This window comes from Rhodococcus sp. C26F (assembly GCF_053345925.1).
On sequence record NZ_JBKFBA010000004.1, the window covers coordinates 24653 to 40781 of the forward strand.

Annotated in this window: 12 protein-coding genes; 7 read left to right on the forward strand and 5 right to left on the reverse strand. The window is 69.6% G+C overall.

Annotated features, from left to right (window positions below; translation table 11 throughout):
• Window positions 1-10 precede the first annotated feature (10 nt).
• Window positions 11-1147, reverse strand: coding sequence for a DUF4192 domain-containing protein (locus ACLBYD_RS07010; RefSeq protein WP_447815886.1), 1137 nt, complete (start codon window positions 1145-1147; stop codon window positions 11-13).
• 171 nt (window positions 1148-1318) lie between these two features.
• Window positions 1319-2065 carry a sensor domain-containing protein gene (locus tag ACLBYD_RS07015; protein ID WP_447815887.1) on the reverse strand — a complete coding sequence of 249 codons (747 nt, stop codon included), beginning with the start codon at window positions 2063-2065 and terminating at the stop codon, window positions 1319-1321.
• 147 nt (window positions 2066-2212) lie between these two features.
• Between ACLBYD_RS07015 and ACLBYD_RS07020 the strand changes: the two genes are divergently transcribed.
• From ACLBYD_RS07020 to ACLBYD_RS07035, 4 genes are all read left to right on the forward strand, one after another.
• Entirely contained in the window at window positions 2213-3235 is a 1023-nt protein-coding gene (locus ACLBYD_RS07020) for a proteasome assembly chaperone family protein (RefSeq protein WP_016692723.1), read from the forward strand.
• A 173-nt stretch (window positions 3236-3408) separates the two neighbouring features.
• Entirely contained in the window at window positions 3409-4446 is a 1038-nt protein-coding gene (locus tag ACLBYD_RS07025) for an alpha/beta fold hydrolase (protein WP_060650917.1), read from the forward strand.
• A gap of 88 nt (window positions 4447-4534) precedes the next feature.
• Window positions 4535-7039, forward strand: a complete 2505-nt coding sequence (locus tag ACLBYD_RS07030; protein ID WP_447815888.1) for a DEAD/DEAH box helicase — start codon at window positions 4535-4537, stop codon at window positions 7037-7039.
• A gap of 41 nt (window positions 7040-7080) precedes the next feature.
• On the forward strand, window positions 7081-7848 hold the full coding sequence (locus ACLBYD_RS07035) for a LysR family substrate-binding domain-containing protein (RefSeq protein ID WP_447815889.1): 768 nt from the start codon (window positions 7081-7083) through the stop codon (window positions 7846-7848).
• 10 nt (window positions 7849-7858) lie between these two features.
• Here the strand turns inward: ACLBYD_RS07035 and ACLBYD_RS07040 are convergent, their stop codons facing one another.
• Together ACLBYD_RS07040 and ACLBYD_RS07045 are read right to left on the reverse strand one after the other, a co-directional pair.
• Window positions 7859-8788: a hydrogen peroxide-inducible genes activator gene (locus ACLBYD_RS07040; RefSeq protein ID WP_064256232.1), complete on the reverse strand. Its 930-nt coding sequence runs from the start codon at window positions 8786-8788 to the stop codon at window positions 7859-7861.
• Between the two features lie 67 nt (window positions 8789-8855).
• Window positions 8856-9566 carry a hypothetical protein gene (locus tag ACLBYD_RS07045; RefSeq protein WP_447815890.1) on the reverse strand — a complete coding sequence of 237 codons (711 nt, stop codon included), beginning with the start codon at window positions 9564-9566 and terminating at the stop codon, window positions 8856-8858.
• A gap of 102 nt (window positions 9567-9668) precedes the next feature.
• Between ACLBYD_RS07045 and ACLBYD_RS07050 the strand changes: the two genes are divergently transcribed.
• Entirely contained in the window at window positions 9669-9935 is a 267-nt protein-coding gene (locus tag ACLBYD_RS07050; RefSeq protein ID WP_088898209.1) for a hypothetical protein, read from the forward strand.
• Here the strand turns inward: ACLBYD_RS07050 and ACLBYD_RS07055 are convergent.
• Window positions 9895-11088, reverse strand: a complete 1194-nt coding sequence (locus ACLBYD_RS07055) for an aminotransferase family protein (protein WP_051424907.1) — start codon at window positions 11086-11088, stop codon at window positions 9895-9897. The two genes, ACLBYD_RS07050 and ACLBYD_RS07055, sit on opposite strands and share 41 nt — an antisense overlap.
• Window positions 11089-11212: 124 nt before the next feature.
• Here ACLBYD_RS07055 and ACLBYD_RS07060 point away from each other — a divergent pair, with 124 nt between their 5' ends.
• Together ACLBYD_RS07060 and hrpA are read left to right on the forward strand one after the other, a co-directional pair.
• Window positions 11213-12160, forward strand: coding sequence for a TIGR03621 family F420-dependent LLM class oxidoreductase (locus ACLBYD_RS07060; RefSeq protein WP_447815891.1), 948 nt, complete (start codon window positions 11213-11215; stop codon window positions 12158-12160).
• 67 nt (window positions 12161-12227) lie between these two features.
• A complete protein-coding gene (hrpA, locus tag ACLBYD_RS07065) occupies window positions 12228-16121 on the forward strand; it encodes an ATP-dependent RNA helicase HrpA (RefSeq protein WP_447815892.1) in 3894 nt (1297 codons plus the stop codon).
• Window positions 16122-16129 lie beyond the last annotated feature (8 nt).

Here is a 16129-nt window from a genome sequence, read left to right on the forward strand (position 1 = left end):
CGGCTCCGGTTCAGGACGGTTCGTCGCCGCGCGGCAGTTCGAGTCCCAGCCGCGCCGCGATCTCGTGTCCGGTCTCCGCGAGGCCACGGATCGACTCGGGACGCAGTCCCGCCTGCAGGGCCTGGTCGAGCAGATCCGAAAGCCGGTGGCGGGGATCGGATTCGAGGGCCGCTGTGAGCGCGACCCCGGCGAGCGGACCGTCGCCGCGCACGTAGGCGCCGAAGCCGACGAGCGCGGCGGCATCGGCCCGTTCGGGATCGGGCAGGGCCCGGGCGAGCTCGGTCCACAGACGCTCCGCCGGCCGTGCGAGCGGTCCGGTCGCGAGTCCCATGGCGGCGTCGCGCACCGTGCGGTTGGCGAGCAGGACGGCCAGCTCGGCGATGTCGGACGCGCTGGGATCCGTTCCGCCGGCGTACGTCTCGATGTGTGCGAGCACGGTTTCGAGTTCGAGACGGTCGGCGCGTTCGCCGCCGCCCTCGCGGGCACAGCGTTCGTACTCGCGGTCGCGGGTCTCGACGACCTCGTCGATACACCGCGCGACCTCCTGCCTCACCGCCGGCGGATACGGCGCGAGCAGTGCGGCGAGTTCGGTGCGGGAGCCGCGGATCGGGCTGCCCTCGAACACCCGGGCCGCCGCGACCACCGAGGACCCGGGATCGGCCACGCTGCCGGTGATGTCCTGGCCGGGCACGAACCAGGTCGCTCCACCGGTGATCTCCGGCAGCGCGTACACCCCCGCCAGGTCGATGCCGACGGCGTCGAGATGGTCGGCGAAGTCGTCGACGAGTCTGCACACGTCGGTGATCACCCGATCGTGCCGGTCGGCGAGATCGTCGTCCACGAGAACGGCCACCACAGATTCCGCGCCCTCGCGGGCACAGACGGCGCAGAAGCGCCGGAACGCCGCGCGCATGAGCTCGGGGACCGGTTCCCCGGGCCGGGGCAGGACGAGGTCGTGTCGCATCACCGCACCGATGCTCGCCACCCTGCCGTTCGGGCGGGTCGGAGCGTCACCGGTCGGGGTCAGGCACATCACGACGATCGAACGCATCGGCGGGAAGCCCATGAGGGCGGGCAGGGCGGCGATCACGTCACCGACATCGGTGAGACGGAGTGGGTGCGACGACGAAGGCGTGGAAGTTGTCATGCTCGAACCGTGGCCCATCGGTCCGAGCGGAAAGCGGCTCCCGGGGCCGTTCCGGGGCCTTCTGGGGATGAACCGGCCGGCTGTGGACAACTTCGAGACCGGCACCGTGATCGGGTGTCGAGCGGACGATCCCGTCGGCGGGCGCTGTTAGGGTGCCACGCCCGGCCCGCGTCAGGGGCGGGCGGCGAAGTCGACGGCCTCCCGGAACACGCGGTCGAGATTGTCGGTGTCGGGCGATGCCGCGTCGAAGGACATGTACGTGACCGTCACACGCACGTCCTCGATCTGTGCGATGCGCGTGGCCATCGACTGCGTCAGGCCGCCCGATCCCCGGCCGGAGTCGACCGTCCGCGTCAGGGCCAGCGTCCCGGCTCCGTCGACGGGCGCAGCGGGATCGTCGCCCAGGACGGTCGAGACGGTCGAGGTGATCCCCCGCACGGTGGCGTCCACCTGCGAGCACTCCGTCAGATAGGTGCGGTACTCGGCGAAGTCCGGAGCAGGCCGGGTGACCTCGACGCTGATCGTCGCGCGACTGGCGTTGTCGGTACCGACCACCATGGCGGTGCTCTCGGGGTCGTAATTCTGCGCGGGCGGCAGACATCCGCCCGGATCGACCCTCGAGCCGGGCTGGATCCCGGTCAGGTCGGGCGCCGCCTGCGCCACGGCCTCCGGTGGGAGGACCACCGCGACGTACGGTTCGGGAAAACGTTCGGGAGGAAGCACCAGTTCGCCCGGTGCCCGGACGATCGCGGGTGCAGGTGCAGGTGCAGGCGCGGTTCCCGTCAGGGCCGCCGGTTCGGGCCGGGGGTCGCCGGAGACGGTCTGGGAGCAGGCGGATGCGAGCATCAGGCACGCTGCCGCCACCGCGCTCCGGGCGGCCGATGCGCGGCGCCTCGGACGAGTGTCGCGTCGGGTCACCCGAACCTCCCTCGGTCGTCGACGTCGGGCAGGATGTGCGCCCCGGAATCGGTCGTCGTGGCGTCAATTAGACTCGAACACCACCATGCCACGTCGGGTGACCCCGGCGGAGATGCCGAGACTGAGTGTGATCGGAGTGGTTCGCAGATGGACGAGCAGTCCCGCATGTACGAGCTGGAATTCCCGGCTCCGCAGCTCACCTCCCCGGACGGTGAGGGGCCCGTCCTCGTGCACGGTCTCGAAGGGTTCGCCGACGCGGGACACGCGGTGCGCCTGGCGACCACGCACCTGCGCGAGAGCCTGGAGACCGAGCTCGTCGCGTCGTTCGCCGTCGACGAACTGATCGACTACCGGTCGCGTCGGCCGCTCATGACGTTCAAGGCCGACCACTTCTCGGACTACGCCGAGCCCGAACTGAACCTGTACGCACTCATCGATGAGGCCGGCACCCCGTTCCTGCTGCTCGCGGGTGCCGAGCCGGATCTGAAGTGGGAGCGTTTCATCACCGCGGTGCGGTTGCTCGCCGAGCAGTTCGGGGTGCGGCGGACCATCGGGCTCAACGCGATCCCCATGGCGATCCCGCACACCCGGCCGTTGGCGGTCACCGCGCACTCGACGAACAAGGACCTCATCGCGGGGCATCACCGCTGGTCGGGTGAGCTGCAGGTGCCCGCGGGGGTGTCGTCGCTGCTCGAATACAGGATGGGGCAGCACGGGCACGAGTCCGTGGGCTTCTCCGTGCACGTGCCGCACTATCTCGCCCAGACCGACTATCCGGCTGCCGCCGAGACGCTGCTGACGAACGTCGCCGAGGTCGGGGGCCTCGAGTTGCCGCTGCAGGCGCTCGGCGAGGCCGCGGCACGGGTGCGGGAGCAGATCGACGAGCACATCGAGGACAACGCCGAGGTCCTCGGGGTGGTGCATGCGCTCGAGCGGCAGTACGACAGTTACGTCGCCGCCCAGGAACAGCAGACCTCTCCCCTGCCGACCGACGAGAGTCTGCCGACGGGTGAGGAGATCGGGGCGGAGTTCGAGCGGTTCCTCGCCGAATACGACCGGCGCGGCACCGATCCCGGCGGCGATCTCCCCGGTCCGGACGACGGAGGAACCGGCGACGGCGGGTTCGGCGAGTTCGGCCCGGACGACGGGGACGATTCCGCTCCGCGTTGACACCACGGCGGGTTCGCCGGATGTTTCATGATCGTCACAATCGTCGTTGTCGACGTCACATACAGACGGTACGCTTCGGCGACATGCCACAGTGGTAGCTGTGTCCGGTTCCCCGCGACGGGTCGGGCAGCCCGGCTACCACCACGCGATCACCGACGTCGCAGGAGACGCTCATGGTTCCACCGCGCGCCCGGACGCTTCGCCCGGTTCCGGACAACGAACCCCGCATCGTGTTCCGCACGATCCACGGGTACCGACGCGCGTTCCGCATGGCCGGCAGCGGTCCCGCACTGTTGCTCGTGCACGGCATCGGTGACGACTCCTCGACCTGGCAGGACGTGATCCCGCACCTGGCGGAGAAGTACACCGTGATCGCCCCCGACCTGCTCGGGCACGGTCGATCCGACAAGCCGCGGGCCGACTACTCGGTGGCCGCCTATGCGAACGGCATGCGCGACCTGCTGTCGGTCCTCGGGATCGAGTCGGTCACGGTGATCGGTCATTCGCTCGGCGGCGGGGTGGCGATGCAGTTCGCCTACCAGTTCCCGCACATGGTCGAGCGTCTGGTGCTCGTCGCGTCCGGCGGGGTCACCAAGGACGTTCATCCTGCCCTGCGGCTGATCTCGGTGCCGATCGTCAGCGAAGCGCTGCGGGTCCTGCGACTGCCCGGGGCCATGCCGGTCCTGCGCGCCGCCGGTGCCGTGCTGAACCGGGTCAACGGATCGCCGCTGCGGCCCGGTGCCCTGCTGCACGACACCTCGGATCTGGTGCGCGTGCTGGGGAACCTCCCCGACCCCACGGCCTACGAGGCGTATCTACGCACTCTGCGGGCGGTGGTCGACTGGCGTGGTCAGGTCGTGACCATGCTCGATCGCTGCTATCTGACGGAGAACCTCCCAGTCCAGCTCATCTGGGGCGATCACGACAGCGTCATCCCGATCGCCCACGCCTATCTCGCGCACTCGGCCATGCCCGGTTCACGTCTCGAGATCTTCCGGGGCTCCGGCCACTTCCCGTTCCGCGACGACCCGCTGCGTTTCCTGCGGGTGGTCGAGAACTTTTTGGAGACCACCTCTCCCCTGGAGTTCGACCTCGACCGTTGGCGCCGACTGCTCGTGTCGGGTGTGAGTGAGTCGCAGATCAGCGGCGGCCCGGAGACCCGCATGGCGGTGCTCGGCGCGATGGGTTCGGACGAGCGCAGCGCCACCTGACCTGCACCGCCTGCAGGGCCCGACCTGCACTGCACGCAGGGCCGCGACCCGCGCGGGTGGGTCGGCTCCTTCCGACTAGCCTGGAGAAGTGCTGCTTCCCGATCTGATACCCGACCCCGTCGACGACGACGCGCTGTTCGACGCGTTCACCACCTGGACGACGGATCGGGGCATCTCGCTGTATCCGGCGCAGGAGGAAGCGCTCATGGAGCTCGTCGCCGGCTCCAACGTCATCCTCGCCACGCCCACCGGCTCGGGTAAGTCGATGGTGGCGCTCGGCGCGCACTTCTTCGCGCTCGCCGCGGGGAAGCGCACCTTCTACACCGCCCCGATCAAGGCCCTGGTGAGCGAGAAGTTCTTCGCCCTGTGCGACGTCTTCGGCGCCGACAAGGTCGGCATGATGACCGGCGACGCGTCGGTCAACGCCGGAGCACCGATCATCTGTGCGACCGCCGAGATCGTCGCGAATCTCGCGTTGCGCGAGGGACCGGACTCCGACATCGGCCAGGTCGTGATGGACGAGTTCCACTTCTACTCCGAACCCGACCGCGGGTGGGCATGGCAGGTTCCGCTCATCGAGTTGCCGCACGCACAGTTCCTGCTCATGTCCGCGACGCTCGGCGACGTGACCTTCCTGCAGAAGGATCTGACCCGGCGCACCGGACGGCCGACGGCGGAGGTCTCGGGCTCCGAACGCCCGGTCCCGCTGACCTTCTCGTACTCGCAGGCACCCATCGGTGAAGCGATCGAGGAACTCGTCACCACGCACCAGGCGCCCGTCTACGTCGTGCACTTCACCCAGGCCGCGGCCCTCGAGCGCGCCCAGGCCCTGACCAGCGTGAACATGTGCACGAAGGCCGAGAAGGAGGCGATCGCCACCGCGCTGGGCGACTTCCGGTTCTCCACCGGCTTCGGCAAGACCCTCTCGCGTCTCGTCCGGCACGGTATCGGCGTGCACCATGCGGGCATGCTGCCGAAATACCGGCGCCTGATCGAGAAGCTCGCACAGGACGGGTTGCTGAAGGTCATCTGCGGCACCGACACGCTCGGCGTCGGCATCAACGTGCCGATCCGCACCGTGTTGCTCACGGGCCTGACGAAGTTCGACGGCACCCGCACCCGGCAGCTCAAGGCCCGCGAGTTCCACCAGATCGCCGGTCGTGCAGGTCGCGCCGGATACGACACGATGGGCACGGTCGTCGTACAGGCCCCCGAGCACGAGATCGAGAACGTCCGGGCCCTCGCCAAGGCCGGGGACGACCCGAAGAAGCGCCGGAAGGTGCAGCGCAAGAAGGCACCCGAAGGGTTCGTCTCGTGGGGTGAGGGCACCTTCGACAAGCTGATCGCGGCGTCGCCCGAACCACTGCAGTCGCGGTTCTCGGTGAGCAACTCGATGCTGCTCAACGTCATTGCGCGACCGGGCAACTGCTTCGACGCGATGCGGCATCTGCTCGAGGACAACCACGAACCCCGTCCGGCGCAGCGCAAGCACATCCTCAAGGCGATCTCGCTGTATCGGGGGCTGCTGCAGGCGGGGGTGGTCCAGCAGCTCGACGAGCCGGACGAGTTCGGGCGCCGGGCCCGTCTCACCGTCGACCTGCAACGCGACTTCGCGCTCAACCAGCCGCTGTCGCCGTTCGCGCTCGCAGCGATCGAACTGCTCGACGTCGACTCCCCCACCTACGCGCTCGATGTGGTGTCGGTCATCGAATCGACGCTCGACGATCCGCGTCAGGTGCTCATGGCGCAGCAGCACGCCGCGCGCGGTGAGGCCGTCGCGCAGATGAAGGCCGACGGCATCGAGTACGACGAGCGGATGGAACTGCTCGAGGAGATCACCTGGCCCAAGCCGCTCGTGGAGCTGCTCGAGCCGGCCTTCGAGACGTACCGGGGTGGGCATCCCTGGGTATCGGAGTTCCCGCTGTCCCCGAAGTCGGTGGTGCGCGACATGATCGAGCGCACCATGACCTTCTCCGAGCTGGTCTCGCACTACGGTCTGGCCCGCTCCGAGGGATTGGTCCTGCGCTATCTCGCCGACGCCTACCGCGCGCTGCGGCAGACGGTGCCGGACGCCGCGCGCACGGAGGACCTCGAGGACATCATCGAGTGGCTCGGTGAGCTGATCCGCCAGGTCGACTCGTCGTTGCTCGACGAGTGGGAGTCGCTGACCCACCCCGGGGCGGAATCCGACGAGCAGCAGATCGCGTTCGGCGCCGACTCCCCTCGCCCGTTGTCCGCGAACGTCCGTGCGTTCAAGGTCATGGTCCGCAACGCGATGTTCAAGCGGGTCGAACTGGCCTCGCGTCGGCGCTGGGACGAACTCGCGGCCCTCGGCGACGGTCTCGATGCCGAGGACTGGGAGGACCTGCTCGAGTTGTACTTCGAGGAGTACGACGAGATCGGCACCGGCCCCGACGCGCGCGGGCCGTTGTTGTTCAACGTCGAGACGGGTCCGGAACTGTGGCGGGTGCGTCAGACCCTGCACGACCCGCAGGGGGATCACGGCTGGGCGTTGATCGGCGAGGTGAATCTCGGTGAGTCCGATGCCGCCGGCGAAGTGGTGTTCGACGAGTTCGAGATCGTCGAGGGTTGATCGTCGCAGGCGGCGGGTCCCGGGAGCGGTAGCCTGACTCGGTGAGCGAACCGACCGTGCAACCCTTCCGCTTGGCCTACGTCCCGGGTGTCACCCCCGCGAAGTGGGTGCGGGTGTGGAACGAGCGGATGCCGGACGTCCCGATCGAACTGGTCCCCGTCGAACCGACGGCAGGTGCGGATCCGCTGCGCGAGGACGTCGCCGACATCGCGCTGCTGCGCCTGCCGCTGCAGCGGGACGGCCTGTCGGTCATCCCGCTCTACACCGAGGTCTCCGTCGTGGTCGTGCCCAAGGAGCACGTGTTCGCGGCGGTCGACGAGGTGTCGGTGTCCGACCTCGCGGACGAGACGGTGCTGCATCCGCTCGACGACGTGCTCGACTGGGTCGCCCTCCCCGGTGAGGAGGCCTTCGAACGGCCCGCGACCACCGAGGACGCGATCTCGCACGTCGCCTCGGAGGTGGGTGTGCTCGTCACGCCGCAATCGCTCGCCCGCCTGCATCACCGCCGCGACCTGACCTACCGTCCCGTCGTCGACGCGCCGGCGTCCCAGGTGGGTCTCGTGTGGATCACCGACCGGACGACCGATCTCGTCGACGAGTTCGTCGGGATCGTCCGGGGGCGGACGGCCAACAGTTCTCGTGGACGCCGCAGTGATTCCGAGCCGGAAGCCGAGTCGGGCGGCACCTCGCGTCGTGGCGAACGCAAGGGCTCGACCCCGAAGCGCCGCGCGCCGGAACCCAAGACGTCGCGCCGGGCGGGGGCGTCCGCGCGGAAGCGCCCCGGGAAGCCCCGGCGTGGTCGGCGCTGAGGGGTCTTCGTCAGGAGACGGGGCGGCAGGTCGGCGGGACGCAGCCGCGGATGGTCTCGGCGAGGATGCGGTAGTCGACTCCGCGCGGGGACGACGAGCGGAACACCAGTCCGATGCGGCGGCCGGGTGCCGGGTCCGCGAAGTGCGCGACCTCGAGGTCTCCCCGGGCGGTTTCGACGGCGACCGCGGAGGCCGGGACGAGGGTGATACCCAATCGTCCTGCGACGCAGCGCACCACGGTGGACAGGGAGGTCGCGCGGGTGTCACCGAGTGCCGGTCGCGCGTCGACGGACCGGCACAGGTCGAGTGTCTGGTCGCGCAGGCAGTGGCCTTCGTCGAGTAGCAGCAGTTGCGCGTCGTCGAGTGCGGAGACCGAGAGATCGGTGCGCCCGGCGAGTTCGTGTCCGGTCGGCAGGACGAGGACGAAATCCTCGTCGTACAGCGGAACTTCGATCACACCCGAGACGTCGGCGGGCAGTGCGAGGACGGCGACGTCGAGGGTTCCGGCGCGCAGTGCGTCGAGGAGCCGCGCGGTCTGGTCCTCGACGACCTGCAGCGACAGGGCCGGCATCGCTTCGTCGAGTGCGGGCAGGATCTCGGGCAGGACGTAGGGCGCGACGGTGGGGATCAGCCCCACCCGCAGCGGGCCCGACAGTCCGTCGGATACTCCTGCCGCCGCGTCGACGAAGCCGTCGGCTGCGTCGAGCACCACCTCCGCGTAGGGAAGCAGGCGTGCACCCACCGGTGTCACCAGCACACGGCGGGTGCTGCGCTCGATGAGCTGGACGCCGAGGCCGTTCTCGAGAGCCGCCAGACCCTGCGACAGGGTGGGTTGGCTGACCTCGAGTCGCGCTGCGGCCGTGCCGAAGTGGCGGTAGGTGGCCACCGCGACGAAGGCACGCAGCTGCGAGAGGGTGGGCTGGTAGCTCTGATCGGTCACGCCTATCAGTGTAGAACGACCTATCGCCTTTACCTTTCGCAACTATCGGACTACGCCGGCCCGGGCCCTACGACGCCGAGCCTGCCGCATTTCCGGCAGCGAGGTCGTCCTCGTCGAGCACGACCTGGATCTCGCCACCGAACTCCACCCCGGGAGCGAGCGGCAGCCGATCGCCGCTCCAGAACCGGCCGGGGTCGTACCAGTTGCTTCCCCGGTGCCGTTGCTGCAGCAACCCCATCTCCTCCAGTGTCAACCCGACCACCTCGGCGCAGTACGCGCTCTCGAGCCCACCCGACGGGACGGCGGCCCGGCGACGACGTGGGAGCCGGCCCGCGAACCATCGCCCCGTGAGTTTCGTCGTCGACGGGAACGGTGTGCCGTCGAGCCTCGCGATCGTACGCAGCAGCTGATCCTCCTGATCCGGGGTGACCGCCACCGAGATCTGCCGCAACCAACCGCGCTGCCCGTAACGCGCGGCCCACACCTGCACCGCACTGCGCAGGTCGTGCAGCTGCACGCCGCGCTGGTGCCGCCCCGTCCACATGTCCGGGAGGCTGCGTCCGAGCTCGGCGTGCCACATCAGCGGCGGCAGGTCCTCGAGTGCGACCGTCATCCCCACGTGGTTCACCGGCGCGTTGGTCAGCGTCTGGATCGCTCGGTCGGCCGGGGTGGCGCCGCGGAAGATCCACAGATCCCCCGTGCGGGTCGTCGCCACGGCCTCGTCGAGGGTGAGACGTGAACGTGCGCCGGCGGACCGCTCTGCCGACGAAGTGTCCATGCCGTCAGCCTGCCATGCCCGACGGCCGCTGGGGTCGTCCGCACGGCCCCGACGGCCGCTGGGGTCGTCCGCACGGCCCCGACGGCCGCTAGGGTCGTCCGCATGGCGCTACGCGGTGGCAAGTGGTGGAAACTCGTCGGACTCGCCGGGATCGTGGGAGTCGCGGCGACCGGTGCCGTCGCCGCCCGCAACGAGCGGCAACGACGGAACTACAGCCCAGACGAGGTGCGGTCGGTGCTGCACGAACGCTATGCCCGTTCGCTCGCCGCACGCGACGGCAGCGCCGAACTCCCCCTCGCCGAGGTACCGGTCGGGCCGAAGGAACGGATCAGCCGAGTGCTGCGGCGATTCCGTCGGCGAGATCGGTGATCTGCTCGTCGGTCATCACGAACGACGGGGAGATCTGCATCGCGCCCTGACCGGCCGCGCGTCCCGAGATCCCGTGCTGCCGCAGGGTCTTGACGAAACCGAGCGCCTCGGACGGATCGGTGAGCTGCACGGCCGCCACCGCACCGAGGCCGCTGCGCACCTCCGCCACCCGCGGGTGGTCCGCCAGCGGAGCGAGCTTCTCGTGCAGCGTCCGCTCGATCCGCGCCGCCTCGGCGAGCAGATTCTCACGCTCGATGATGTCGAGGTTGGCGAGGGCGGCCGCTGCGGCTGCAGCATGCCCGCCGTAGGTGTATCCGTGGCGCCACCACACGCCTCCGGCGAAGAACGGTTCGGCGACCCGCGGAGCGACGAACAGGGCGCCCATCGGCAGGTAGCCGGAGGTGAGTCCCTTGGCGGTGGTGACCATGTCGGGCTCCAGGTCGAATCGCGACGACGCGAACCACGAACCACCGATACGACCGAAGCCGGTGACCACCTCGTCGACGACGAACAGGATGTCGTGGTCGCGGCAGATGTCGCGGATCTCGGCGAGATAGCCGTCCGGCGGCAGGTACACCCCGCCCGCACCGATGACGGGTTCGCAGAAGAAGGCCGCGATGGAGTCGGCACCGACCGAATCGATGAGTTCGAGCAGCGCCTTGGCGTCGTCCCATGCAACCCGCGCGGTGTCCTCCCACAGGCGGCCGTAGCCCTCACCGTTGACGGGGATACCGGCGAGCGAGGTGCCGCCGACGTGCATGCCGTGGTACGCCTTCTCGCGCGAGACCAGCAGCCGCTTGCCGGGCTTCCCGACCTCCTGCCAGTACCGCCGCGCGAGCTTGGCCGCCGAGTCGACGGAGTCGGATCCACCGGAGGTGAAGAAGATCTTGCTGCCCGGAACCGGGGCGATCCCCGCGAGACGCTCGGCGAGTTCGACGGCGGGTTCGGAGGTCAGATCGCCGAAGTTCGAGTAGTGGGCGAGCTTGGCGACCTGCGCTGCGATCGCGTCGCCGATCTCGGTGCGGCCGTGACCGACATTGGTGAACCACAGTCCGGCGGTGGCATCGAGGTAACGGTTGCCGGCGTCGTCCCAGATGTACGCGCCTTCCCCGCGCGACACGACGAATGCGCCGTCCCGTTCGATCGCGCCCATATCGGCGAATCCGTGCCACAACGCACCCACGACCAACTCCCGTCCACGACGATCACGACACCCGTCATCGTATGCGGAGGAAACGACTCTGGCGCCGGAGGCCCGTACCCGCCACCCTGGTGCCATGACCGAGTTCCGCTTCTCCGTCAACATCTTCGAGGTCGGGTCTCCCGATGCGTTCGTTCGCTGGTGCCGCGCCGTCGAGGACGCGGGTTTCGACGCGGTGTACGCGGCCGACCATCTCGGTGTCCCCGCGCCGTTCCCCGTCCTGGTCGCCGCCGCCGGTGCCACCGAGCGTCTGCGGGTCGGCACGATGGTGCTCAATGCCGGTTTCTGGAATCCGGCACTGCTCGCCCGCGAGATCGCGACCACCGATCTGCTCACCGGCGGCCGGCTCGAGGTCGGCCTCGGCGCAGGCCACATGAGATGGGAGTTCGAGGCGGCCGGGATCGAGTGGGAGCGCTTCGACGAGCGCGCCGAGAGACTCGAATCCACCGTGCAGGAACTGCAGCGATCGTTCACCGGGTCCGGCTTCGACGAGCAGGCAGCGCTGCGCGAAGCGTTCGACCTGCCCGTACTCCGGCCGATGCAACGGCGCGGATTCGGCGGCTACGGTCCGCCCCTGATCGTCGGAGGCACCGGCGACCGGATCCTCGCCGTCGCCGCCGCCCATGCCGACATCGTGAGCGTCGCCGGCGCCGTCCAACTCCCGGGGAGGCCACCGGGGACGTTCCGCATCGCCACGGCGGCCGAGGCCGACGACCGGGTCGCGTTCGTGCGGGCACGGGCCGGCGACCGGGTGGAGGACATCGAGTGGCACACCCTGCTCCAGGCGGNCGAGACCGACGACCGGGTGGGCACCGCCGCCGCGCTCGCCGAGCGATTCGAGCACACCGTGAGCGCCGACGACCTGCTCGACTCGCCGTTCGTGCTGATCGGCACGGTCGACGAGATGGCCGGGCAGATCCTGCACAGCCGGGAGCGCTACGGGTTCACCCACTTCACGGTCCACGCCCCGTACCGGGAGATCCTCGGTGAAGTGATCGGCCGGGTGCGTGCCCTGGCGGGCTGACCACCTGGCCTGCCTGCCCTCCCCGACCGGCCCCGACCGGGTCGTTTCGCTAGGCTGTGTGATCAGCATGTCCATCTCCCCCGCCCCGAATCGTCGCGAACTGCGCGCTGCCCTGTCCGAGGTCTCCCTCCGCGACGAGAACCGCCTCCGTCGCAGGCTCGACCGGGCGCGGGGCGGCGAGGCGCTGACCGAGGTCGCCGCCGAGATCGAGAACGCCCGCACCCGGCTCGCGTCCCGTGCGTCGTCGGTCCCGGAGATCCGTTATCCCGAGGACCTACCGGTCTCGCAGCGCAAGGACGACATCGCCGCCGCGATCCGCGACCACCAGGTCGTGGTGGTCGCCGGTGAGACCGGTTCGGGCAAGACGACGCAGATCCCGAAGATCTGCCTCGAACTCGGGCGCGGGGTTCGCGGCCTGATCGGCCACACCCAGCCGCGCCGTATCGCCGCGCGCGCCGTCGCCGAGCGACTCGCGGAGGAACTGGACACCGAGCTCGGCGACGCCGTCGGATACACGGTGCGCTTCAACGATCAGGTCACCGAGTCGACACTCGTCAAGCTGATGACCGACGGCATCCTCCTCGCCGAGATCCAGCGCGACCGCCTGCTGCGCCGGTACGACACGCTCATCATCGACGAGGCGCACGAGCGCAGCCTCAACATCGACTTCCTGCTCGGCTACCTCGCGCAGCTGCTTCCGCGTCGCCCCGACCTGAAGGTGATCATCACCTCGGCGACGATCGACCCCGAACGTTTCGCGCGCCACTTCGCCGACGCGAACGGCACGCCTGCCCCCATCGTGGAGGTCTCCGGCCGCACCTATCCCGTCGAGGTGCGTTACCGGCCGCTGACCGTCGAGGTGGGCGACACGCTGGTCGACCGCGACCCCGTCGACGCGGTGTGCGAGGCCGTCGAGGAACTCCAGCGCGAGGGCGACGGCGACATCCTGGTCTTCCTCTCCGGCGAGCGCGAGATCCGCGATACCGCCGACGCACTGCGCGACCGCAAGCTCCGCAACACCGAGATCCTCCCGCTCTACGGACGCCTGTCGGCGGCCGAACAGCACCGTGTCTTCGCACCGCACACAGGACGCCGGGTCGTGTTGTCCACCAACGTCGCCGAGACGTCCCTGACGGTTCCCGGCATCCGCTACGTCGTCGACCCCGGCACCGCACGTATCTCGCGGTACTCGGTGCGGACGAAGGTGCAGCGACTGCCGATCGAGCCGATCTCGCAGGCCTCGGCACGTCAGCGCGCCGGGCGCTGCGGTCGTGTGGCCGACGGCATCTGCATCCGCCTGTACTCCGAGGACGACTTCGACGGCCGGCCGGAGTTCACCGAACCCGAGATCCTGCGCACCAATCTCGCGTCGGTGGTGCTGCAGATGACGGCGCTCGGTCTCGGCGACATCGAGGCGTTCCCGTTCGTGGAGGCACCGGATCCTCGCGCGATCCGCGACGGCATCGCTCTGCTCGAGGAACTCGGCGCGCTCGAACCTGCGAAGAAGGGCGAGACGCCGCGCCTGACCGCGACGGGCCGCGAGATCGCCCGGCTGCCCGTCGATCCGCGCATGGCCCGGATGATCGTCGAGGGCCACCGCAACGGATGCCTGCGCGAGGTGCTCATCATCGTCGCGGCCCTGTCGATCCAGGACGTGCGCGAACGCCCGACCGAGTTCCAGCAGGCCGCCGACGAGAAGCACGCCCGGTTCGCCGTCGAGGGCTCGGACTTCCTGGCCTTCCTGCGGCTGTGGGACTACCTGAAGGAGCAACGGCGGGAACTGTCGTCGAGCAGGTTCCGCAAGTTGTGCCGCGACGAGTTCCTGCACTGGCTGCGGATCCGTGAGTGGCAGGACCTGCAGGGGCAGCTCCGTCAGATCACGGTCGACATGGGCTGGCAGACACACCACCGCGACGTGAATCCCGACGACGTCCACAAGTCGCTGCTCGCAGGCCTGCTGTCGCACATCGGTCTTCGCGAGGGCGACAAGCGCGACTTCCTCGGTGCCCGCGGCGCACGGTTCGCCGTCTTCCCGGGATCGTCGTTGTTCAAGAAGCCTCCGCGCTGGGTCATGGCCGCCGAACTCGTGGAGACCTCACGGCTGTGGGCGCGGACGGCCGCGCGCATCGAACCCGAATGGGTCGAGAAGCTCGCTCCGCACCTGGTCAAGCGCACCTACTCGGAGCCGCACTGGTCGACGCGCCGCGAGTCGGCGATGGCCTACGAACGCGTCACGCTCTACGGCATCCCGTTGATCGCCCAGCGTCCCGTGCCGTACGGACGGATCGATCCGGAGGTCTCGCGCGAACTGTTCATCCGCCACGCCCTCGTGCAGGGCGAATGGCGCACGCAGCACAAGTTCTTCCACGACAACCGGGCGCTGCTCGAGGACGTCGAGGAACTCGAACACCGTGCGCGCCGGCGCGACATCGTCGTCGACGACGAGACCCTGTTCGACTTCTACGACCAGCGGGTCGGCCCGGAGGCGATCTCGGCCCGGCACTTCGACACGTGGTGGAAGAAGACCCGCAGGCAGCAACCCGACCTGCTGACGTTCACGCCGGACACCGTGGTGAACCAGGACGCCGCCTCGGTGCTCGAGGGCGACTACCCGGATGCGTGGCGCCAGGGCGAGATCCAGTTCCCCCTCACCTACCAGTTCGAGCCGGGCACGGAGGAGGACGGCGTCACCGCCCGCGTCCCCGTCGCGCTGCTCGCGAACCTCAAGTCCGTCGGTTTCGACTGGCTCGTACCCGGGATGCGGACCGAGCTGGTGACGGCCCTCATCAAGACCCTGCCGAAACACCTTCGGAGGCAGGTCGTCCCGGCTCCCGATTTCGCAGCGGCCGCCCTCGCCTCGGTGACGCCGCGCTCCGAACCGCTCGTCAATGCGATGGCCCGCGAGCTGTCCCGACTCGGCCGGTGCACGATCGAGCCCTCGGACTTCGATACCGGTGCGTTGCCCGACCATCTGCGGATGACCTTCGCCGCGGTCGACGAGCGCGGCACCGTGCTCGGCCGCAGCAAGAGCCTGGCGGCCCTGCGGAAGAAGTTGGCTCCGCGGGTCGAAGCGGAGGTCTCGCGCGCCGCTGCGGGCACCGAACGTCCCGCGGCGGTGGTGTGGACGGCCGAGACCCTCGGGAACCTGCCGGAGACCGTCACCCGCGAGGTCGGCGGCCGGAAGGTCACCGGTTACCCTGCCCTGGTCGCGGAGAAGGACGGCGTCGCGGTGCGCGTGCTCAGCACACCGCAGGCCCAGCAGAACGCGACGCGTCAGGGGTTGCGTGCCCTGCTTCTGTCGTCGGCACCGACGAAGGCGAAGGCCGTGACCTCGGGGCTGACCAACATAGAGCGGCTCGCGCTCGGGCGGAACCCCGACGGATCGTTCGAAGCGCTGATCGAGGACTGCCGTGCCTGCGCGGTGGACGAACTCATCGCCGCGCACGGAACTCCCGTGCGCACACCCGAGGAGTTCGAGGCGCTCGCGGCCACGGTGCGGTCACACCTGCCGGGGCGCGTGGCCCGTCTGTTGAAAGCGGTTGTGCCCGTGCTGTCCCGCGCCCACGAGGTGGGTGTGCTCCTCGATCGGTCGAACGGCGAGGCTGCCGACGACGTACGCGAACAGCTGCAGTCGTTGCTGTTCCCCGGCTTCGTCACCGATCTGGGGTCGCGGCGGATCGCCGACCTGCCGCGCTATCTCACCGCGGCCGCGCAACGCCTGGAGGCGTTGCCGGCGAGTGCGCATCGCGATGCCGCGGGAATGGATGTGCTCGATCGCGTCTACGGCGCCTACGACAAGCTGCTCGCACGACTGCCGGAGGAGCGGCGCGCCGCGCCCGAGGTGGTCGAGATCTACTGGATGATCGAGGAACTGCGCGTGAGCCTGTTCGCGCAGGGTCTCGGAACGCGGATCCCGGTGTCGGAGAAGCGCGTCCTGAAGGCGATCGACGGGATCCGGTAGCGGCCGGG

Bases quoted from the DNA above. Each gene is read 5' to 3' on its own strand.
- ACLBYD_RS07010 (WP_447815886.1), bottom strand. From the start codon at position 1,147: ATGACAACTTCCACGCCTTCGTCGTCGCACCCACTCCGTCTCACCGAT.
- ACLBYD_RS07020 (WP_016692723.1), top strand. From the start codon at position 2,213: ATGGACGAGCAGTCCCGCATGTACGAGCTGGAATTCCCGGCTCCGCAG.
- ACLBYD_RS07025 (WP_060650917.1), top strand. From the start codon at position 3,409: ATGGTTCCACCGCGCGCCCGGACGCTTCGCCCGGTTCCGGACAACGAA.
- ACLBYD_RS07045 (WP_447815890.1), bottom strand. From the start codon at position 9,566: ATGGACACTTCGTCGGCAGAGCGGTCCGCCGGCGCACGTTCACGTCTC.
- ACLBYD_RS07050 (WP_088898209.1), top strand. From the start codon at position 9,669: ATGGCGCTACGCGGTGGCAAGTGGTGGAAACTCGTCGGACTCGCCGGG.
- ACLBYD_RS07055 (WP_051424907.1), bottom strand. From the start codon at position 11,088: ATGGGCGCGATCGAACGGGACGGCGCATTCGTCGTGTCGCGCGGGGAA.
- hrpA (WP_447815892.1), top strand. From the start codon at position 12,228: ATGTCCATCTCCCCCGCCCCGAATCGTCGCGAACTGCGCGCTGCCCTG.